Here is a 21,039-nt window from a genome sequence, read left to right on the forward strand (position 1 = left end):
TTTTTGTTATTTTCTGCAGTGAAAACAAAACAACCTGAATTCAGTATGTATCAATCTCACTAGTTTCAGGGATAAAATAAAGAGGTGTAAGTTCTAATTTTGAATTGTAAAATAAACACATTCAATATGAAAAATACTTTACTTTTTTTAGTGCTAATCCTAGTCCTATGTTCTTCTTGTAACAAAAAACGTATTCAGCATTGTATCATGATAATCTCGTTTTAGAACAAAATGACACGAGGTATTATCTACCTAAAGACCTATTGAAATTTGAAATCATATATACACTAAATGAACCAAGATATCAAAAAGGAGACATCGACAGAGTTTTAAAGATGCAGCCTACTAAAATCACGATTGAAGATCCAATTGTAATAACAAAGCTTTCAGTGCCTGATACATCTAAAATGTTTGTAATTACAGGAAAACAACTGTCGGATGCACGTTTTGTAAGTATGGAGTTAGATTCAGAAAACTCGGCTTTAGAAAAAACAACAAGTACGTCTGTTAACAATAAGGATAGTAAAACGCATGATTATTCTTCATTTACAACGTCTCACATGGAAACGAAAATGTATGATGCAGTAATAGAATTGAAGAACAGTATACCTGAAATCGTATCTAAAAAAGAAGCAGAACGTTCTTTAAATACAATGTCATTTTATAAAAGTCAATTTAAAATCCTGAATGAAGATTTTCAACCTTATATTAAACAGTATAAAGTAAAATATACAGTTGTTATCGATCCGTTACAACTCTACTATAAGGACGGAAATTGGTCAAGTATTGAAGGAGATAATGTATACCATTCTATTTTTCCAGAGCATATTTTTGTAGATAAAGGTGATTTAAATGATATTATAACAGTAAAAGTGACTCAACCTAAAGCGGTTTTATTAGGCGAATTGGTAAGCGAAGAACCTGTAGAAGGCATTATTTACCGAAATACGTCACCACTAAACATAGAAGTAGCATTAAATGACAGCACTCTATTAACTGATACCCTAGCATTAACGCAATTAGAAACATTTAAAACCATCTCTGTTAAGGATTTTGAAGCAGCAAGTCTAGAATCTGTACTTTTATTTAAGCCAAAGGCATTTATAAATATAACGGATACTATTCCTGACTTTTTAGAAAGTGTAGAGCTTTTAGATTTTGATTCTGATAAAATCAGTGAAGTGTCGCAAATAGCGATTAAAAATAAATATGAAGAAAAATTGAAAAGTATCGACTCGCTTATCGAAAGTCTTAAAGCGCACAAATCAACCTTATAAAGCATCTGAAATTATAATATCACTGAAAACCGTTACTTAAAAAACGAAGCAAAGCTTCATATTTATAATGCACCAAGCGTAAAATATAACCTTATGGATAAAGCTAAATTTGAAGAGATAGTTAAAATTGAAAAATACGATTTATATAAAAAAGAAGCCTATTTAAGATCCGTAATGTTACCCTCTATTAAAATAAAAGGAGAAAACCGCAGTAAAGAAAATGTAGGTTTAAGTAAACAAGGTGGCTATCCAGAAGTACCTGAAGATTTTGAGTGGCCTACACACGAGTTTGGTGATTATCATTTTGCATTACAAATTAATTTAAGTGAAATTAAATTTGAAACGCCACTACCAAAAACAGGAATGTTAATCTTTTTTATTGCTAATGATGATGATAAAAATGTGTTTTATGGAGCAAAAGATTATGTAAAAGTCTATTATTTTGAAGAAGGAACGCCGTTAAAAACCTATGTAAACCATCATTATTTAATTGCACAATCTTATAACGGTAAAACTTTTGAAGACACCACGATGTTTGGATAAAAATTAAAATGATGACAGTAGAAGACCTAAAAAATAAAATATCTAAACCGGTTACTAAATTTAATACTGGCGGCTTTAGACCAAAAAATACTATTGAAGAAAGTTGGATAGGTAAAGTCTTTGCTTATAACGAAGATGAAGACATTCCGTTAGATAAAAACGGTAACCCAATGTTACCATTGGCTCAATTTTACCTTCCTAATTTGCCTTACGTTCATCCAAATATCAAAAATACCAAACTCATCACTGTTTTTGTTTCCACAGAATGGCCAGAATGTTTTGAGCCTATGGGAGACCATTGGTTGATAAGAGAGTATGAAAGTCTAGACAGTATCAAAATTAAAAATTTAGAAACCCCTAATTCGGTTGTAAAACCCTTTCCGCTACAACCAGAATTAGACAACAATGATTTCCCATTGTGGGATGGTGGAGGTCTGTCTATGGAAGATGAAGCCGAAGTTTTAAAATTAGAAAACAAAGGGATTATTGATGATTATTTTGATATTACCGATCATATCTACGACCACAAAATAGGTGGTTATCCTTCTTTTTGTCAATCAGGAATAGGAGATGCAGAGGGATTTGGAGAGGGGTTTCAGTTTGTGTTTCAAATTGTATCAGATTATAAGGCAAATTTCAACGTGATAGATGGTGGGAGCTTAATGTTCGCCAAAAATAGCAAGACCAAACAATGGAGTTTGTATTACGATTTTTATTAATAAAGGACAATGTATCTCGGATGAAAATCCAATGCTAAAATATAACTAACATATCATATTCATAAACGATGAGTCAAGACAACAATATCATTTTTGCTAAACAAAATCAAAAAATGAAAACGGCTTACCTAAAAGCACAAGAAACGTTTAACTATTTCTGGCGTGAAATGTATTGGGAAAGCAAAAGAGTTGTTCCTGCACACGATTTAGCCTTAGTAAAAATTCCTTTTCAACAAATGGATAAAGTTGATGACGAACCTACTGTAGAACATATGTGGATTAGCGAAATAGCTTTTGATGGGGAAAATATTACGGGTGTTTTAATGAATTCACCTAACCTATTAACCAATGTTGCGGAAGGCGACACGGTAACTAGAAAAGTCTCTGAAATATCAGATTGGATGCTAGCCATAGACCGTAAAACTTATGGAGGATATACCATTCAAGTCTTACGTTCTGATATGACGGAGGAAGCAAGACAACAACACGATGAGGCTTGGGGATTAGATTTTGGTGATCCTAACCATATTCTAGTGGCTTATCAGCAAGAAGACAATGAAGAGAACCTTATTGAACACCCAATGAGCAAAGTAATGGAGCAACCTGCTAGAGAATTTTTTGAAGCTAATCTAGATGTAGTAAAGGCTGCAGATGAAAACGGAGTAACCAGATTACATACCGAAACTATTGCTGGAAACAAAACAGCTGTAGAGATTTTATTAGAATTAGGTACCGATAAAAATGCCAAAACCAATACTGGTAAGACAGCTTTAGATTTTGCGATCGCTTTAAATTGGTCGCATATTATCCCGATGTTACGTTAGTCCTAATTTATTAATACCATCCTTAAACTAATTGCCAATGATACTCGCTTTTGACACTTATTATTACGACGGAAAAGCCAAAACCATTGCGGTAAGCTTTAACGATTGGGAAGATGAAGAGCCAATACAAATTTATACAGATATTATAGAAGGTGTAGAACCGTACGAACCAGGTTCCTTTTATAAACGCGAATTGCCGTGTATTCTAAGCTTACTAAAGCAAGTGAATTTAGATGAGGTAGAATTAATTATTGTAGATGGTTATGTGATTCTAGAAGAAAAACATTTGGGTTTAGGAGGCTATTTGTACCAAGCTTTAGAGCATAAAATTCCGGTTGTAGGTATTGCAAAATCTGAGTTTGTATCTAAAACTTCTGTATTTAAAGAAGTGTTTCGTGGCGAAAGTAAAAAGCCATTGTATGTCACCGCTATTGGTTCGGATAGAAATGAGATTTGTAACGCTATAGAACGTATGCACGGTAAATACCGAATGCCAACATTACTACAGATTGTAGATACAAAGACCAAAGAAAATACTAAGAACTAATATTAAAAAAAATATAATTATGAGTACAGATTTTATTATAGAAAGCATTGATCTTGCTAAGAACCTGTTTAGAAAAAATTACAGAGATTTTATTACAGAAAAACAGATAACGGTTACTGTAGAAGATGAAGATTTTAAACTATTTAGTTTTGAGAAGATGATTTCCTTAACAAACATTGATGGTATGGAAGTGAGCGAAGCTCGTGCCTTAAGAGCTTATGCCACTACATTAAATGATGTTATGGGACCTACAAGTTATGATCAAAAAGGAAAAAAATGGAATATGGCAATGTTATCTGCGAGCATCACTATTGGTAAAAATTCAGAAGGGGATTTGTTGTTTGTTGACAGACACGATGGTAAAACACTTTATATTTTTCGTCACGATGACGGAGGTTTATTTAAAACCAAAATGACGTTATACAAACTTATTAAAGCCTATTCCGAATAATTTACTTTTTTATTTGATATATAGTCTTGAACAATTCATCCCTTGTTTTGATGACTGAAGTTTCCTAAAAAAATTATAAAATCAGTCTAAAAAATTATAAAGTAACGTTAAGAGTGCAGTTTTAATTGGTGGCAAATAATTTAACCTATAAGTTTGAGTAAATCTTAAAATCAATAATTATGTTCAAATCATCTAAAATTAAAAGTTTATTTCTAGCTGTGTTTGTTTGCGGGTCCATGAGTCTTATGGCCCAAGAACAAGACATATCAGATAAAGAATTAGGTCAATTTGCTGATGCTTATACAGAAGTGCAAGTACAAAATCAGAAGTCTCAAGAAAAAATGATAGCTATCATAAAGGATGAAGGGTTAGAGGTAGAGCGTTTCAATGAAATACAACAGGCAGAAATGGATCCAAATCAAGAATCGGATGCTACAGAAGCTGAAAAGGAAAAGCATGAAAATGTGATTGTAAAGTTTGAGGAATTGCAGCCAGAAATTGAAAAAAAGGCAATAGCCAGTATAGAATCTGCAGGGATCACTTTACAAGATTATGAGAAAATAGGTGCAAAAATTCAGGCGGATCAAAGTCTTCAACAAAGACTACAAGCCATTATAGTAAAGCGTCAAAGTGATAAGTCTTAAAGATTAATAGCTTTTCTACTTAAGCATAAATGCCAGGTTTCTTTATATAACAAGAGCCCTGGCATTTATGTTTTAGGTAAGATTTAGATTGAAAATTCATGAATGTTTCAATTCCTACTAAAGCACCTGAACGCACATCTCCTTTATTCGATTCCATTTATCCAAAATTTTCGATTTATAAACAAAGAAGATACTTGTTATCTACTATTTTTAATCCTCAAATTATTCGGTGTATCTTAAAAACAAATGCTTTTTATTTTTAATGATGTCTGCTAATTTTTCAAATTCTGATTCGGTGGTGTTATACAACTATGCCAAGTCGGTTACCAATGCTTTTAGTTCACTGTCTTTTAAAGGTTCATTTTTAATAAATCCTAAAAAGGAAGCCCCTATTCCAAAAAGTTCAAAATTATAGGTTTCAAATAGGTGCTTCGATAAAGCGTAATTCTCAAAAGGACTTAAGTCAGCATCAAAATATCCATTCGGAAACCCTGTTAGTCCTTCGTATGATTGTTCTACTGGAAGAATCTTCAGGATAACCTGTTGGTCTAAAAAGGCTAACGGGAATTCATTAATGTTTTCTAAATCTAAAACATCGTCTTCAGAATTGCTTATATCTTTTCCACAAACCGTTTTAAAATCAATCCCCTTTGTGCGTTTCAAAAAGTTTTCTCGGATTATGAAATATTCAGATGGTGTAGAAAAATGACCCAAATGTGCGTTATCTTCATCATAGCACGCTTCGTTAAGTCCAGATAAATCATAGCCTTCTGTATCTAGCAGAGAATTGTAGTCACAAGCATGTCCACTAGTATATTCAGCTTGACCTAAATCATCTAAGGTTAAGATTATAGTCTTGTCAGGATGATTTTGTTTATAGGTTTGATAAACGTCCATAAGTTCCTCGTACGACTTTATATTTTCGATTAAGTAACTGTCAAATAACATTTCGTGGTAAGGCTCACGATTATTAGTTAATTTTTCTATTTTCATAAGTTTTTGTTTTGGGCTATCGGTATTTAGTAGATCTAAAAATGTAATGAGATGTTAAGCCGACATACGGTTAATAGCTTCCATATGTTTTAAAATAATAGGCACAAACAAAGCGAATTTGGCATTAAATTCCTCTTGGGTTTTAGACGTGTTTAGGTTGGCGCCCATAGTCGTCCAAGTATTGAATAAAGCATCTTCATTGGAAGCTTCATCAGTATCAATATTTAAGGCTTTAATCAATTTGAAGTTTTCATCTTCACTATAAAAACCAGAGGTTTTTACAATTTCAAAAACGAATTCAAAAATGCTTCTAGTATCTAAAAGTTCATTTATTTTAACTTCTGCTTCTTTTGAGGCACTTATAGCATCAAAAACATCTACCATTAAGTTTTGAACTCTTCCGTTTATACTAAAGTCTAGATTTTTCAATTGTTGTGTATTTAAGTTTTAAAATAATTACCGATGCGTGCACACCGGTAACTATGTCTTTATTTTATTCTGAAAATTATAAAGGAATATGTCCTACAATGTCACAGTTTGTTACTGAATACACCAAGTCAGCGATACGCTCGTTAGGGTTGTCATCATCATTCCAATTGTACTTATGTAGGTAAGCAAACTTATCTTTAGTCTCTTTATCTGCGTGTTGTGAAATAATCATTAGTTCACCATATTTGGATGTGGACACAAATAAATCTTCTGAATCTAGCATAGCGTGAGCTTTTGTCATTTCTACTTTGCTAAAGACGCGTTCACTAGCAAAATACGTATCAATAGAAATAAGTGCCTTATTGTCTAGTGCTTCGGCATATTCTAAAGTAGATTCTAAATCGTCTAAGTTTTGATACGCATCATCTAATAGTTTTGTTCCGTCGTAAATTTCTAAATCGGACATAGTTAAGTACACAAAACCATCTGGTGTATCTATCCCATACACAGCGACTATTTTAGAAGGATCCCCATCATTATCACCTTTTATGGCGGTAGTTTGTAGAATCTCACCGTCTAAACCTTCCCAAGTTCCTGCTTTTACAATAGGATACACTTTGTAGTCTCCTTGGCTTGCTTTTTCTACGATGGCTTTAATTTCTGCTAAATTTTCTTTTCTATTAAGGGTGTTAACTTTCATGTTATTTGTTTTATTATTTAATGCAAATTTATCGAAGCCCATAAAGAATTTTATCACGGTATTCAGCTATTTGTAAATTTTATGAATTATCTGTAATGCTTATTTAAATAGCTTAAGGCATAAAAAATAAAGACATCCTTTAAAGTTAGAATGCCTTTACTGGTTTTAACTACTTTAAAAACACGGTTAGTTATGGGGTTTTGTTGATTGTATTATAACGGGATATGCCCTACAATATCACCACCTTTCACAATAAAAAGACCGTTTGTAATAGGTGCATTACCGAAGCTATCATCATTCCAAGTATGGTTGTGTAAGTAAGTAAACTTATTAACAGTGTCTTTATCTGATTTTTTTGAAATGACCATCATGCAGGTTCTTCTAGGGATAGACACTAATAACTCCTCGGCTTCTAGCATGGCGTGTGCTTTAAGCATATGGGTTCTAGAAAGAATTCGTTCACTAGAAAAATCGTGTCCGCTAGAGGCTAAGGCTTTATTGTTTAACGCTTCAACAAATTCGAAATCGGTGTTATAGTTTTCTAAATTGGTGAAAGCTTCTTGGGTAATTTGCTTGGCATCCATAGTTTCGAGATGCTGTTTGGTTAAAAACACAAAGTTATCAGGTGTATCCATACCGTAACCAATCACGACTTCAGCGCCGTCTTCGGAAGGAATTAATGTTGAACTTAAAGCCCCAGCTTTTAGTCCAACCCAGTCGCCAGGTTTTAAAATAGGATAGATTTTTTGATCACTATTTTCTGTTTGTTCTACTATTTTTGCTATTTCTTCAGGTGTTTTTTCTGGCCCGTAAATGGTATTGCTCATAATTATTGATTTTTTGTTCTTACAAAATTAGAGCAACACTAGGTTTTTTTTATCACGGTATTCAGCCATTTCAAGGTTTAGCTATATACTTTTAAGGCATAAAAAAAGGTGTTACAATATTGTAAACACCTTATCATTATATATTTTAATGAATGTTAGTTGTACTCTAAATACATCACATGATTGGGATTGGTATGCGTCTCAGAAATTTGAAAATCATAAGCTCCTGCAATTTTAAAGCCCATTTTTTTATAAAAATTTACAGCCTTGTTGTTTTCCGTCCAAACGACTAACCAAATTCCATTTTGATGCTGTTTTTTAGATAAAGCGATGTTGAAATCGAGTAATTTTACACCCAATTGTTTGCCTTGAAAAGCTTCTAAAAGATAAATGCGGTCTAATTTCGTAATGTTTTTCTCGCTTATATTTATATTAGGACATTGCAATTCTATTTTTGAAAATCCGGCAAGGATTTCGTTATCATAGATAAGGTGGTATGCGACTTGTTTATTTTCAAATTCTTTGCGTATGGCTTCAGCATTGTAGGTCTTTAAAATGAAGTTGTTTATATCGTCTTTAGAAGCACTATGGCCATGAGATTCGAAAAAGGTCTGTTGTGCTAGTTCTGCAATTAATTGGGAATGCTCTGCATCTGCTTTTATAATTTCAATCATTTTAATTCGTTTTTACCTTCTATTCTAAATGTCCTTTTTTTGCGAAATTATAATTTTTATAGATGCTGAAAGTCTAAATTTTAGTTAAGAATTAATGTTTTTAATTTAATGATGTTAGCGTCAATAAATTGAAACGTTCCTTGTCCGGAAACCTGTTTTGTAAATAGGGAATGATCATCACCAAAAGACAATCCTACTTCTACATCAAATTGAAAATTAGCGTGTTGAAATTTGAATGTTTCGTCATCGCGGTTTACCGACACATCTTCTGGCTTTAGTGTGACGTTCCATAAACTTGAAGCATAATTTCCAAAATTGGTATTGGCTAATAATTTAGACCAAACCGAATGGTAATTCGTGATTTGTTTTGCTAAGTCGTGTTGAAGGGATTCCATAGATACAATTTACCAATAGGTGCCGACTAAAAAGGTAAGCCTGATAAAGGCAATCACACTTTCTGAGGTGAGTTGTAAAGGGGCTTTTAAATCGGTTATTTCTTCATCGTCTACAAAAACCACGAAAAGACCGTCTTTAAAGGCTAGCAACACATTGTCTATGGCTTGCTGATGCTTTGCTAACTCGGTGTTGGTGATGTCTCCGAAATTGACTTTACCACTTTGGGCTTTTTCTTCTATTTCTGCGGGACTTAAAAACCCGATAACATTTACTTCGGTTCGTTTTTTATTATACGCGTCCACTTGATTTTTAACACAACCAATTAATAAATCTTCTAGATTTTTAGGGTTTTCCTCTAGTGTAAAAGGGACTTCTTTTACTTTTTTCTTCCCGAGTTTTTTTAGTTGTAACGTGAGTTCCATGGTTTACGGATTTTGCGTTAGGGATTGCCGTGGAAAGCCCACAGTGCGCTAGCACGAGGACTTGCAACAGAAAGCCCGACCTCGCCTAAGCGAGGTAACGCGCTAATATTATTGTTATTAACTATTAATTTGTGCCAAAATGGTTGGATCTTGGATTTTATTGTCTTCTGAAAGTAATTTCATTTTAGAAATAATTTCTGCCGATTTTGGGTCCTCGTCTACGAAAGGCAAGAACATACGTCCGCGATGCTGACTGTGCACCGGAATGATAGATAACGACAGTCCGTTTTTGCTCACCTGACCACTTCCTAAATGGATACTATAATCGCCTAAAGTTCCTTTTATAAAGATATGACGCTCCTTAACCGTGATGTTTTTAAGTTTGAATAATCTTGCAGATTCGTCTGCCAAAGCAGCACGCATTTGCATGGTACTATGACTTGCTTCCGGATCGACACCACCAACATGAGCAACACTTACTACAAGATCTACGTCTCGCATAATTTCGCTAAAAACTACGGATGGGATCTCTGTAAGCGGAATTTTTTTGTAAGTATCTATGGAATGGAAACAGACATCTTCTAGTGTTGGTGCTTCGGCTTCAGACGGCGAATACCAATCTGCCATGGCGTACATTGTTGCTATAAAACCACGTTTATGATATACTTTTTGCAAGCCTTCTTCCATACTTACCGTCCAACCACGAGTTCTTAAAAGTGCTACGGTTTTTTTAGGCTGAATTTGGTGTCCTTGGTAACGCTCGGAACGTGTGCTATGTTCGCGCTCATCATCGGTAATTAAGTACAACTCTCTAAAAACTTGCTTAAATGGCTGTACTAAACGTTCTGTGAATAAGTGTTTCTGGTAAATATCCCATTCTACAGCTTTGTATAAGTGCGACGCGTGCGCGATAAGTAATACATCGTCTTCTGCTAATGGATGTGTTTTTCCTGTTGCATCTGTTAAAATGCCTTGGTTATAAAATCCTGAAATTTCTTTTTCTGGAACGTACATTACCAATTTGCTCAACATTACTTTTACAATAGGATGTTGCATCATATTATGAATTTCTTGTGCCGAAAATTCATCTTCGTTTACCATGGCATTCTCTAATGATAAACGTGTTCTACTGTATTGTCTAGATAGGTATGTTTTGTTTTCTTTTAAAGCAATTACTTGCTTGTCTTTACGTAATTTGGCAGGAATATTTTTTAATAATTTACCTGCTTTAGTGACTTTAAAGTCTGTTTTACCGAGGTCGTTAATCACTAATTCTATCACCGTTTCTTCTATGGTAATTATGGCATTTTCCATAATTTTTTGAGTTGCCTTCGCTTCCATAGCCCAACTAAAACGTACACGATCTTGGTAACCTGCGGTTCTTGATAAATTATCTAAACCAATTTCTACTGCTGTGGCTTCACTTTCTTGGCGTTGCGCACCAAATTGCTTGCTTTCTTTTAAGAAATCTTGCAACAGGTTGTAACGCTTTAATAAATCTTTTTCTGGTACGGTTTTGCTTAATGGAATTAAACCTAAAGCACGTACGTAATCTTTATCGCGCTTGTCTTTAATTTTTTTCAACGTTTCTGTGATTTTTACTTCACCAAGCATCACGCTAGAATAGAGTTTTACTTGTCGGTGTCCGTTTCCATCGGTAATATATTTGGCTGCATCGTGTAGTAGTTTCCAATTGGTTTTTCCGATGGTTTTATAGACTCTATTAAACCAATCGACATCTATCGCACCAAGCGCAAAATCGCTTTTTGGAATGTTAGAATAACGCGAAATAATGGTTTCTTTTTCACTATTCATATAATCTGAAGCGTGTGCCTGAAACCACCAAACGGCATCTTCTAATTTTTCTAAACCTAAATATTCGCCAACAACTCCCGTCCATTGTGTGGCATAACACGCGAGTTCTATTAATCGTTTTTTAGTGACTTTAGAAGCATCTGCACGAGCTGCAAAATCGGGATAACTTTCGGTATCTTTAAAAAGAGATTTTTTAAGAAGACCACTAAAAATTGTTTTTTTACTATCTCCATAATAGCTATAACCACGCTCAAAATTATCTTTTCCTAAGCGTTCTAAAATTCTAAATACATAATCTACACCTTCTACACGGTGAATACCGTTTATGTATCCTGTTGCTGATGTTTCTAAATCGCCACGTTCTAATTCTGTTTCTAATAAATTGGTTTTTAAAGGTGCTAGTACGTGCTTAGGTACGCAGTCTCTTTCTACCCATTTATAATTCATTCTATAATTAAAACCACCATCCATAATCACCATTAATTCATGAGAATTTAAAGCCTGAAAACGTAAGTCGTCATCATTTAATAAGCCTTCTTTATAAAGTTTTAAAGTGACTTCTACCCTTGGAAACGGTACAGTACCAGGTCTACTAAATTGTTTTGTAATCGCTTTTACATCGTTAGTCGTATCAGGGTAGACAATATCTTGAGCAATTAAATACATATAAAGTCCCCAATATCTTTGAAGCTGTGCTTCTGTGAGTTGATGTAAATTATTATTACTTATTCCTGGTCCGAGCGGTAATACAATATTAGCCCAATTGTAAGTTTTATTATTGTAGCGGTAATTAGAGGTTTGGTAGTGTACGGATTTTAATTTTTTAGGAAAATTAGCAATCATATCCTCCAAGACATCGAGTTTAAAAGACGCAATAATTCTTTCTTCTATATAGACATTTGCTAAACATTTTAGAATTTTGTTATAGGCATCAGATTTTGAATTATAGCGGTCTTCTTTATCTAATTTTAAACCACTCAAATCTGGATAATATTGTCTGGCAAAAGGTGCTAATTCTTTATAGTCTCCAAACGGATTATTATGATGATTAATGTAACGAATTGCAGCGTACATTTCAAAATCATTAAGCTTACTTTGCTCGTACCAAGCGATCCATACATTTGCTAAAGGAATATTGTGTAAACGTTCTTCGGCAGTAGCATCATCTTCTAATTTTTTTATATCACGAATCCCTTTGTCTATATAAGTAGTTGCTATTTCCCCTTGATATATTTCTGTTTGATATTCGTAATTTTGTTTTTAGTAACAATATCAATTAAGGTATTAACTTCCTTAACAATTTTAGTCGCATCTATAAAATCTTTGAATTTAAACCCTGAAGATTCTGAAGTGGTAATTCCTAATTTATCGAAGAAATTCGTTTTTTTCTCAAAGCGCGATTGTGGAATATATAGTGGTGTTAAGTTATCATAATCAATAGCTCCGAAACCATTACTGAAATCGAATTCTTCAGCATTATCCGAAAACTTATCTAAATAGACTTGTTCGTTTTTGGTGATTTTGGGACGTTCGTTATACAAACGAATCTGGTCTTCTACAAAGTTAGACTGTCTGTTTTCGTCGTGTAAAAGGGTTAACATCTCTAAACCTGCGATACGCTGATCTATACTTTTTGCTGTTACTAAATTTGTAGTACTGTTTCTTAAACGGTCGGCAGGTAACTCTACTAACAATTTAATTAATGAGGTACGTAGGTTTTTATGTTTTCGTCTTAATAAATCTTCGGCAATCTCTAAATCTTTATCATAAAGATGCATCCTACTAAACAAACTAAGTCCGGTAGACATTAATAACTCGTTTCTGTTATAAATGGCTTTTCTTGCTAAAGCTCTTTTCCAAGAGTTTTCATCGTAATTTAAACGTTCTTTTTTCTTTGCATCCTGTTCGTAATTATAAAAGGAGTAGCTGTAATCTTTTGGAAATACTTTACGAATGTAACTTTCTCTAAATTCTGTTGGAAGTATTTCTAAATCATTCGCGATTAATTCTAATTGTTCTTCATTGGCGCCATTGATTAAAAACTGATAGAAATAATACGATGAAGGCGTAAAACTCCACCACGAAAATATTTTACTCTCATAAGTTTTGCCTTTGTCTTCTGCTGTTTTTGCGACTTCAAATAATTTTTTAAACGTTTCATTATCTAATAACATATTTGATGGTAGATTTACCGCCATCCAATGATCTAAAGCATAATCTTTTCCTAAGTTATTTTTGAAATATTCGACTAAAGAATCGTTTGTTCTGTCTGTTGTATGAATAAAATATAAGGCTAGAATCTTTTTGTTTCGATCTTCAGAATTATAAACAATGTCCAAAGCTTTTGCATTGGCTTTATCGACATCCAAAATAGCGATAGACCACAAAGCCACTAAAACTTCCAGATTATCTTTACTTTTAAGAAGTGTGTCTACTTCTTTTAAATTTAAAATTAAAGATTGTGCGAGTGCTAACACCCGATTAATTACTGATTTTTTAGGGGTTTCCCAATTTAAACCGAACCAAGTACAAACAGCTCTGTTAACACTTGTAAAACGCGCTAAGTCATTTTCTAAAACAATAGTAATCATGTATTTTAATGCTCCCAGACCAGATTCATCTAAAGCTTCTAAAATAGTTTGTCTTAAACCTTCTTGACGTTGGGCTGCGAGTAATAATTTACCCACCATTTCCCAATGTTTTTCATCTTCAGAAAGTAATAAAGCTTTAATAATATCTGCGCTTACACCACCAATCTCATCTTCAGCTTGAAGAATATCATCTAACAATTCATCAAACATTCCATTTCCATTATGAAGTAAAGTTGCTAAAAAGTAGCTGTTTCCGTGAGGGAAATAGGTGCTGTATTGAAAATGTTCATGTAATGTTAATCCGCCAAATCCCTTTCTGCTTAAACTTAAAAAATGCGTGAAAACTTGTAATTTATTACGTAATGTATCTTCAGTTTTTACAGATCTAAATGCTTTTCTATCATAACCTTTCTGATAAGGTGTCGTATCTATAAAGTCCCACATATCGGCTAAATATGGCGCTTGAATAATACCAAATAACTGCATTCCTAAACGCATTCCTTCTTGAGTTCGCCAAGGATTATTATGAATAGCATCTTCAGAAACCGCAATGTAATCGGTGGCACTATAATAGGTTCTTCTTTCGCCTTTATCAATACGTCCTAAAATTTTAGCTAAAACGCGATAAGGTTCAGAAAATGCACGAAACTCAAACCGATCTATTGCTGGCTTTTTATTTTTCTCAATATATTTAGTTGCTTCTTCTATTGGAATCATTACTTTTTCTTATTAAACTCTTACTCTACTAAGACGAGTTGTGATTATTGTTTCAATTTATTTCTTTATAAAAAAGATTACTCTTAATGGTTGGCAAGATAAAAGTAATTCAAGTTTTTTTACTCACGGTATTTAGGGATGTTTTTAGTTAAATATTTAGATGGAATTTTAAATATCACAGAATACAGTGACAAATGACACCGCGTTTTAAAATAGGTTTGTAACATAAAATTAAACAGCCTTATGATATTAAGTAAACACGAATTTGGTTTCAACTTTTATGAAGACGAAACATCTTTTGAAAAAATTAAAGGATGTGAAAATTACCCAGAAGATTTTTATTACGAGATTTTTGTACTCGCAAAATCTACTAAAAACAAACAGATTAGAACCGAGTGTGCCAATATCATAAAAAAGCAGGCGCCAGAAGCTTTACAACTCGCTTTTAAAAGTCGAAAAAAAATAACTACAATACAGGATTCTCAATCTTTTAACAAGAAACTGATTGCTATATTAGAGTACGGAGTTCTATCAGAGGACTTAGACCTTTTTAAACTTTATACACTAGTTTGTAAGCGTTTAACGCTTTCGCTTGAATATAGAAGTAAAGAGGTTATTGAACTTTTCATAGAAACACCACATCTTTTAAGTCAGTTTAACGGTGTTAAAGAATTAACAATTAGCACCTCTAGGCAGAAAGAAGGTTTTAGTAACGTTGTAAACAACATAACGCAACTTTCTTCATTAGAGAAACTTGAACTTGACATTGATTATAAATACATACCAGAAGAACTAGAACGATTAGTTAACTTAAAAGAGTTTATACTAGCAGCACCTAATTTGGTATGGGTTCCCGTAGGAATAACAAAACTAAAAACACTTAAAAAGTTGGAGTTTAGAGGAAGTTTTCCTTTTGGTAATGACGAACCTAACCCTAACATAGTTAACTTTACTTGGCTTAAAGAATTGACAAGTTTAAAGCATTTAAAAATAGGTTCTTTTGCGGTACAAGACCTTTCTGATGTTGAGCTTCCGGCAAGTTTAAAAAATTTAGAGCTTTTTAGGTTTGAGAATTTAACCGCTTTACCAGAAACACTTGGTCACTTACCAAAACTAAAAAAATTGAGGCTAAGTGGTATGAGGGAACTAGAACAATTTCCTGCATCTGTTAGTGAATTTAAAACCTTAGAGGTTTTAGAAGCTATTCATTTATCTAAATTAAAAAAAGTTCCTGCTGCTTTTATTTTTGGACCCAATATTAAACGTTTACTAGGTTTGTATACAGAGTTTATGCCTTATGGTGAAACACCTGTAACTAATCTAAAAAGAATTGATTTCACCCATCCAGAGCTTCTTAGTTTTGTATTAGATAATGCCTTGTCTTTTACTAATTTAAAAGAGATAGAAATTAATTGTGATGCACCAAAAAGAAGAAGTGCACATACGCTTTCTGCATTTAAAAAACTTAAAAACCTTAAGTATAGATTAGCGCATCATTTAGAATGGATTTTAGAGGATATTCACGAATGTAAAAAGCTAGAAGACGTTCTTATTTATGGAATATATAATAGGACTGATGCTGAAATAACAAACGCTGATTTTACTAATTTTCCTCAGGCATTTTCTAGAATAGAGCATTTGCAAACCTTAAAAGTACACCGTGCAAAAGCACTAGTTTTAAATACAGATTATTTACCTATAAAGACAGACAGTCTTACCATTACAGATATAAAAGTAATTGAGCCAGGTGTTGAAGATTTTGAGGTAACTAATCTAAAAGTAATAGATACACCTATTACCGCATTGCAAAAGTTTTATTCGGTAATACGTGCCAAAAAAATGAAATTAGGCGATGAAAATAGTGTTAAAAATGAGACTTTAGATTTTGATAATTTTAAAGACCCTGAAAGCATTAAAGATTTTATATTTAATAGTAATGTAAAAGGCTTAGATAAGGCATTAAAAGCACTTTGTAACTTACAAACACTAACCATTGATTTTAATGTAGATAATGCCGAACAAAACAATGGTTTAACCGCTTATACGCATCATAATTTAAAGAACTTGACTATTAAAAATTTTAATGGTGACACTAGTGTTATTAAATTATTATTAGAGCATACGCCTCATCTAGAGTTTTTAGAAATTTACGATTGTGTAGGCCTTGTAGATCTTCCTAAGGTTACTTTAAATAAACTAAAAACGCTAAAATTATTTTATAGCGATGATATACAGTCTATAGAAAACTTAACAGTGCCCAACATAGAACTTTTTAAAGTTTTATCGTGTGACAATTTTGGTTACAATGCTATGGTTACGGCATCACATTGGAAAACGCTTAAGTTTCTTTGGCTACAAAGCATTAGTCAAGATCTTGAAACCTACCCAGAGACCATTGCAGACTTAAATTTAAACACCTTTTTTATTGATGGATTTTTAACTAAAAGACAAATCCCAAAATGGATAGGCAGAATGAAATCCTTACGAGTTTTAGGTATAGAAAACTTTAAGTATTCCCCATTACCGGAAGAATTAGCCGAATTAACCCAATTAAAAATAATGAGTATCAGAGGGTGTGATTTTACAGAACAAGTATCTGATAAATTTAAGAATCTGAATTTAGAGGATTTAATTTACAGGTATTCAAAATTTAATGGAAACAATATGAAATCGTCTAAATTTTACGCATTAGCTAAAAATAAAATCTTAAAAGAGGATTTTGATAACAGAGATGAAAAATATAATCTGTGCTGTTAAAGAAATTAAAGCACAACATACTGTATCTAAAAAACTGTTTCTAAAAGAAATTTATACCCTAAAAATTAACGATTACTATGACAAAACTAATAGAAAATCCTGTTTTTGATTTTTCTGAAATTGACAAAACTTATGACGTTATTAAGGCCTTTAAAAACTTTCCAGAAGATTTCTATTATGAAATTTTTGTGATCGCAAAAACAACCTCAGATAAAAAAAATAGAACAGAATGTGCTAACATTATAAAAAAACAAGCCCCAGAAGCTTTGCAGTTAGCCTTTAAGAGCCGAAAAAAAATATCAAAGAAAGCAAAGCACGTCGCTAGAATGATTTCTCTTTTAGAATATGGATTGTTATCTGAAGACTTAGACCTTTTTAAGCTACATGATCTAATAACAAGTTGGCCACGAACAGTTAAAAGGAAATCAGAATTGGGATTTTTTTGGTTTTCGATAGACTTCTTAGATCGCTTGTTAGAACATCCTCATATATTAAGCCGATTTAACGGTGTTAAAAGCTTAAGTATACGTTTACGAGATCATGGTAATAAATATGATAGTATTCTTAAAGAAATTCCAAAATTAACGTCTTTAAAAGAAATAAGCATCGAAGGTGATTTTGAGCAATTACCAGACGATATTGGTAGTTTATCAAATCTAAAAAAACTAAAGCTTGTTGTCCCTTATCTAAAAATGTTTCCAAGTACAATGTCTCAGTTAACATCCTTAAAAAAATTACGTATTGAAGGTGATTATTTGAGTCTTAGCTCTACGGACAATATGAATCTAACCGATTTTAATTGGCTTACAAAACTTACGAAATTAAAAGTGTTGAAACTGCGTTTTGTCGGCGTTCAAGATCTGTCTCAAGTCGTGTTTCCGGCAACCTTAAAACAAATAGAATTCTTTTGCTTAGGAGAATTAATAGCATTGCCTAAAGATGTGAGTCATTTAAAGCAACTAAAAAAGTTTCAGATTTTATCTAAAAGCATAAATAGCTTACCAAGTGGTTTTGAGGATTTACCAAAATTAGAACTTTTTGAACTTAATGCGCCTAAGATAGATTCCATATCATCTACCTTATTTTTTGGAGATGCGTCTAGATGTTTTGGAGATGTGCCTAGACCTAAATTAGTAACAAAAATTACATACAGCGAAACTAATATTTCACCAATGACAGAAGTAAGTCTGCGAGAATCTATAGAAATAGATTCGCCAAAACTACTTAATTTTGTATTAGATAACGCGTCGTTTTTTCCTAATTTAAAGACTATAACAGTGGATTGTGAAGCACTTGAAACCCCACATAATACATCATTAGCAGTATTTAAAAACTTAACAACGCTTAACTATAAACTAGAACATAAATTAGATTGGCTTTTTGAAGGGATTGAGCAATGTACAAGTCTTAAAAATATTGAATTATACAGATTTCAAGAGTGGCATACTAAAGATATAAAATTAGCGGTTAGAATTTTTCCAAATGTGTTTTCAAAAATAGCACAGTTAGAAAACCTGACAATTAAAAATGCGAGTGCTTTAGTTGTAAATACAGATTGCTTGCCAAAGCATATTACTAATTTAACTATTTCTGAAATTAAAGGAATAGAAGCAGGGACAGCACCGTTTGATGTGTTTAATGTTGAAGTTAAAGCCACACCAATACTTAATTTACAGCAATTTCATGCGGTAATTAGTGCGACTAAATTTAATCTTGGACATAGAAATGACGATGTAAATAATGTTTTAAATTTTGAAACCTTTAGACATCCAGAAAAAATTGAATCGTTTGATTTTACCAGTGATGTGAGTCAGTTAGAGCGTTTACTTAAAAATTTCGTAAATTTAAAAGAGCTTACCATTACGTTTAAAAAAGCCAATCCGGAACATAACAATGCATTAACGGCCTTTAAACACCCGAATCTAAAAGTATTAAGAATTGATGATTATAACGGAACTACCGAAGCTTTAGAACGTTTATTAGCCCAGACACCAAATCTTGAATTTTTAGGGATATTTGAAGCCAAAGGCTTTGATGATTTCCCTGCTGTAACCTTGCCTCAGCTTAAAAAATTAAGAATGCAGAGTGTCGCGCTTAAAACCATAGACAACCTAAACGTTGAAAGTATTGAAGCGGTAAAACTAATACATTGTGATCATATTAGCGATGAAAGTATTGAAGTGATATCGCGTTGGAATGCTTTAAAACATCTTTGGTTAGAAGGCTTAGATGAAAATGGCAGCACGTATCCTGAATCGATTTCTGAGTTAAATTTAGAAACGCTTTTTATCAGTGCACATAACAAAGAAGAAAAAATTCCGACTTGGATTGCTAATCTAAAAAATCTACGTGTTTTAGGAATATACAATTTTAAACAAGTTGTTTTACCTGTAGAATTAGCTTCATTAAAACAGCTTGAAGTATTAAGTATTAGTGGTTGTGAATTTTTAGAAAAAGTATCTGAAGACTTTAGAAACCTTAACCTACAAAAATTGATATACTGGACCTCTAAATTTAATGGCAGTAATATGAAATCTGAACTTTATGAGCCATTGGAGAATAAATTAGTGTCTCAACGGAATTTTGATGATATAGATAGTGAAGTACCTTTTAGAATGTAAAGGCATACACTTTATCGCAAAAAAAAGAGCTTCATATTTCTATGAAGCTCTTTGAGCGAGAGACCGGGTTCGAACCGGCGACATTCAGCTTGGAAGGCTGACGCTCTACCAACTGAGCTACTCTCGCATTTTATAATTAAATTACTTTAATTAATGGTGTTTCAATATTTAAAATCGTCATGTTTAATTTAGATTGAAGACACGCAATCTGATAAATTTTTAAATTTCGTTTAAAACAAACGTTGTATTAAAAATCATTTGTGGGGAGAGCAGGATTCGAACCTGCGAAGACGTAGTCAGCAGATTTACAGTCTGCCCTCGTTGGCCGCTTGAGTATCTCCCCAAAACTTTAATTCAATATTTCAAACTAAAAAGACTCCACAATTCAGGATATCTTTAGAGCGAGAGACCGGGTTCGAACCGGCGACATTCAGCTTGGAAGGCTGACGCTCTACCAACTGAGCTACTCTCGCAATTTTGATAAGCGAGCGCAAATATATAAATAATTTTTAAAATTGCTTTGATTTCTGAACATTCTCAAAAAAAATCTGACTTTGGCTAAATTTTTTAATGGAAAGGCACAATTAAGAAGTCTCAAAAACATAGAATTTTGCATTAATGCTGTGTATAAAAAAGCACTTTGGGGAAAATAAACAAGCAAAAAAACTAATTAGGTCTTACTAAAGTGCTCTTAGTTTCCATCAAGTACTAATCTGAATATAACTAAAGAAATTACTTTTTTAATAATTTGTTATTTATAATCAACTAATCACGAAGACCCTTTAAGTTTATTACGGTAATTATATATCATATCATTAGGTTATTCTTAAAAATGGTTGAGCTATTCTTTAGATAGTTGATCTAAGAATATTTTGATGGACACATCTGAGGGGATGTTTAGTTTCTTTTTTAATCGGCTTCGGGCTACTTTTACCGTATCTGGTGTTACATTTAAGATTGTGGCAGTTTCCTTTATAGACAAATTCATTTTAGTTAATAAGCAATAGCGAATTTGTGTATCCGATAGATTGGGATATTTGTTTAATAGTTTAGCCGACATGGTTGGGTATTCTGATTCTATTCTTTTTGTAA

19 protein-coding genes, 3 tRNA genes and 1 pseudogene are annotated in these 21,039 nt (G+C 32.8%); 9 read left to right on the plus strand and 14 right to left on the minus strand.

The window, feature by feature from the left end; translation table 11 throughout:
- Positions 1-200: 200 nt before the first annotated feature.
- The 7 genes from ADIWIN_RS02790 (at position 201) to ADIWIN_RS02820 (ending at position 5,005) form a co-directional block, all read left to right on the plus strand.
- Complete coding sequence (locus ADIWIN_RS02790) at positions 201-1,277, plus strand: hypothetical protein (protein WP_152487201.1); 1,077 nt, start codon at positions 201-203, stop codon at positions 1,275-1,277.
- 93 nt (positions 1,278-1,370) lie between these two features.
- Entirely contained in the window at positions 1,371-1,820 is a 450-nt protein-coding gene (locus tag ADIWIN_RS02795; protein WP_020894874.1) for a DUF1963 domain-containing protein, read from the plus strand.
- An 11-nt stretch (positions 1,821-1,831) separates the two neighbouring features.
- Positions 1,832-2,539, plus strand: coding sequence for a DUF1963 domain-containing protein (locus ADIWIN_RS02800; protein WP_040756397.1), 708 nt, complete (start codon positions 1,832-1,834; stop codon positions 2,537-2,539).
- Between the two features lie 68 nt (positions 2,540-2,607).
- On the plus strand, positions 2,608-3,363 hold the full coding sequence (locus ADIWIN_RS02805; protein ID WP_020894876.1) for a DUF2314 domain-containing protein: 756 nt from the start codon (positions 2,608-2,610) through the stop codon (positions 3,361-3,363).
- Between the two features lie 37 nt (positions 3,364-3,400).
- Positions 3,401-3,910, plus strand: coding sequence for an endonuclease V (locus ADIWIN_RS02810; protein ID WP_020894877.1), 510 nt, complete (start codon positions 3,401-3,403; stop codon positions 3,908-3,910).
- A gap of 19 nt (positions 3,911-3,929) precedes the next feature.
- Positions 3,930-4,361, plus strand: coding sequence for a hypothetical protein (locus ADIWIN_RS02815; RefSeq protein WP_020894878.1), 432 nt, complete (start codon positions 3,930-3,932; stop codon positions 4,359-4,361).
- Between the two features lie 236 nt (positions 4,362-4,597).
- Positions 4,598-5,005 (plus strand): DUF4168 domain-containing protein, encoded by a 408-nt coding sequence (locus tag ADIWIN_RS02820; RefSeq protein ID WP_161624660.1) that lies wholly within the window; start codon positions 4,598-4,600, stop codon positions 5,003-5,005.
- A 19-nt stretch (positions 5,006-5,024) separates the two neighbouring features.
- Here the strand turns inward: ADIWIN_RS02820 and ADIWIN_RS20475 are convergent, their stop codons facing one another.
- The 10 genes and pseudogenes from ADIWIN_RS20475 to ADIWIN_RS22300 all read right to left on the minus strand — a co-directional run.
- Complete coding sequence (locus ADIWIN_RS20475; protein WP_020894880.1) at positions 5,025-5,162, minus strand: hypothetical protein; 138 nt, start codon at positions 5,160-5,162, stop codon at positions 5,025-5,027.
- Between the two features lie 152 nt (positions 5,163-5,314).
- Entirely contained in the window at positions 5,315-5,998 is a 684-nt protein-coding gene (locus tag ADIWIN_RS02825) for a hypothetical protein (RefSeq protein WP_020894881.1), read from the minus strand.
- Between the two features lie 54 nt (positions 5,999-6,052).
- Positions 6,053-6,427: a hypothetical protein gene (locus ADIWIN_RS02830; protein ID WP_040756399.1), complete on the minus strand. Its 375-nt coding sequence runs from the start codon at positions 6,425-6,427 to the stop codon at positions 6,053-6,055.
- 76 nt (positions 6,428-6,503) lie between these two features.
- Positions 6,504-7,127 carry a hypothetical protein gene (locus ADIWIN_RS02835; RefSeq protein ID WP_040756416.1) on the minus strand — a complete coding sequence of 208 codons (624 nt, stop codon included), beginning with the start codon at positions 7,125-7,127 and terminating at the stop codon, positions 6,504-6,506.
- Positions 7,128-7,339: 212 nt separating this feature from the next.
- On the minus strand, positions 7,340-7,960 hold the full coding sequence (locus tag ADIWIN_RS02840) for a DUF1444 family protein (protein WP_316929621.1): 621 nt from the start codon (positions 7,958-7,960) through the stop codon (positions 7,340-7,342).
- A 149-nt stretch (positions 7,961-8,109) separates the two neighbouring features.
- Entirely contained in the window at positions 8,110-8,628 is a 519-nt protein-coding gene (locus tag ADIWIN_RS02845) for a GNAT family N-acetyltransferase (RefSeq protein ID WP_020894885.1), read from the minus strand.
- An 80-nt stretch (positions 8,629-8,708) separates the two neighbouring features.
- Positions 8,709-9,023, minus strand: coding sequence for a hypothetical protein (locus ADIWIN_RS02850; protein ID WP_020894886.1), 315 nt, complete (start codon positions 9,021-9,023; stop codon positions 8,709-8,711).
- 9 nt (positions 9,024-9,032) lie between these two features.
- A complete protein-coding gene (locus tag ADIWIN_RS02855) occupies positions 9,033-9,446 on the minus strand; it encodes a hypothetical protein (RefSeq protein WP_020894887.1) in 414 nt (137 codons plus the stop codon).
- 117 nt (positions 9,447-9,563) lie between these two features.
- Positions 9,564-10,787, minus strand: coding sequence for a DUF4132 domain-containing protein (locus ADIWIN_RS22295; RefSeq protein ID WP_438874650.1), 1,224 nt, complete (start codon positions 10,785-10,787; stop codon positions 9,564-9,566).
- 57 nt (positions 10,788-10,844) lie between these two features.
- Positions 10,845-14,569: pseudogene (locus tag ADIWIN_RS22300) on the minus strand (DUF5724 domain-containing protein); the annotation flags it as partial.
- Positions 14,570-14,812: 243 nt separating this feature from the next.
- On the opposite strand from ADIWIN_RS22300, the gene ADIWIN_RS02865 reads away from it, so the two are divergent.
- Both ADIWIN_RS02865 and ADIWIN_RS02870 read left to right on the plus strand, forming a co-directional pair.
- On the plus strand, positions 14,813-17,326 hold the full coding sequence (locus tag ADIWIN_RS02865; protein ID WP_020894890.1) for a leucine-rich repeat domain-containing protein: 2,514 nt from the start codon (positions 14,813-14,815) through the stop codon (positions 17,324-17,326).
- Positions 17,327-17,403: 77 nt separating this feature from the next.
- Positions 17,404-19,947 (plus strand): leucine-rich repeat domain-containing protein, encoded by a 2,544-nt coding sequence (locus ADIWIN_RS02870; protein ID WP_020894891.1) that lies wholly within the window; start codon positions 17,404-17,406, stop codon positions 19,945-19,947.
- A gap of 54 nt (positions 19,948-20,001) precedes the next feature.
- On the opposite strand, the gene ADIWIN_RS02875 is transcribed toward ADIWIN_RS02870, so the two are convergent.
- The 4 genes from ADIWIN_RS02875 to ADIWIN_RS20245 form a co-directional block, all read right to left on the minus strand.
- Positions 20,002-20,074 (minus strand) — tRNA-Gly (locus ADIWIN_RS02875).
- Between the two features lie 134 nt (positions 20,075-20,208).
- Positions 20,209-20,290: transfer RNA gene (locus tag ADIWIN_RS02880), tRNA-Tyr, on the minus strand.
- A 57-nt stretch (positions 20,291-20,347) separates the two neighbouring features.
- A tRNA-Gly gene (locus ADIWIN_RS02885) sits at positions 20,348-20,420 on the minus strand.
- 368 nt (positions 20,421-20,788) lie between these two features.
- On the minus strand, positions 20,789-21,007 hold the full coding sequence (locus ADIWIN_RS20245) for a helix-turn-helix transcriptional regulator (protein ID WP_020894892.1): 219 nt from the start codon (positions 21,005-21,007) through the stop codon (positions 20,789-20,791).
- Between the last annotated feature and the right edge of the window lie 32 nt (positions 21,008-21,039).

This window comes from Winogradskyella psychrotolerans RS-3, from assembly GCF_000427335.1.
GTDB lineage: Bacteria > Bacteroidota > Bacteroidia > Flavobacteriales > Flavobacteriaceae > Winogradskyella > Winogradskyella psychrotolerans.

Coding starts and splice junctions, on each gene's coding strand:
- ADIWIN_RS02795 (WP_020894874.1), top strand. CDS start 1,371: ATGGATAAAGCTAAATTTGAAGAGATAGTTAAAATTGAAAAATACGAT.
- ADIWIN_RS02800 (WP_040756397.1), top strand. CDS start 1,832: ATGACAGTAGAAGACCTAAAAAATAAAATATCTAAACCGGTTACTAAA.
- ADIWIN_RS02805 (WP_020894876.1), top strand. CDS start 2,608: ATGAGTCAAGACAACAATATCATTTTTGCTAAACAAAATCAAAAAATG.
- ADIWIN_RS02810 (WP_020894877.1), top strand. CDS start 3,401: ATGATACTCGCTTTTGACACTTATTATTACGACGGAAAAGCCAAAACC.
- ADIWIN_RS02815 (WP_020894878.1), top strand. CDS start 3,930: ATGAGTACAGATTTTATTATAGAAAGCATTGATCTTGCTAAGAACCTG.
- ADIWIN_RS02820 (WP_161624660.1), top strand. CDS start 4,598: ATGAGTCTTATGGCCCAAGAACAAGACATATCAGATAAAGAATTAGGT.
- ADIWIN_RS20475 (WP_020894880.1), bottom strand. CDS start 5,162: ATGGAATCGAATAAAGGAGATGTGCGTTCAGGTGCTTTAGTAGGAATT.
- ADIWIN_RS02825 (WP_020894881.1), bottom strand. CDS start 5,998: ATGAAAATAGAAAAATTAACTAATAATCGTGAGCCTTACCACGAAATG.
- ADIWIN_RS02835 (WP_040756416.1), bottom strand. CDS start 7,127: ATGAAAGTTAACACCCTTAATAGAAAAGAAAATTTAGCAGAAATTAAA.
- ADIWIN_RS02845 (WP_020894885.1), bottom strand. CDS start 8,628: ATGATTGAAATTATAAAAGCAGATGCAGAGCATTCCCAATTAATTGCA.
- ADIWIN_RS02850 (WP_020894886.1), bottom strand. CDS start 9,023: ATGGAATCCCTTCAACACGACTTAGCAAAACAAATCACGAATTACCAT.
- ADIWIN_RS02855 (WP_020894887.1), bottom strand. CDS start 9,446: ATGGAACTCACGTTACAACTAAAAAAACTCGGGAAGAAAAAAGTAAAA.
- ADIWIN_RS22295 (WP_438874650.1), bottom strand. CDS start 10,787: ATGGAAGCGAAGGCAACTCAAAAAATTATGGAAAATGCCATAATTACC.
- ADIWIN_RS02865 (WP_020894890.1), top strand. CDS start 14,813: ATGATATTAAGTAAACACGAATTTGGTTTCAACTTTTATGAAGACGAA.
- ADIWIN_RS02870 (WP_020894891.1), top strand. CDS start 17,404: ATGACAAAACTAATAGAAAATCCTGTTTTTGATTTTTCTGAAATTGAC.
- ADIWIN_RS20245 (WP_020894892.1), bottom strand. CDS start 21,007: ATGTCGGCTAAACTATTAAACAAATATCCCAATCTATCGGATACACAA.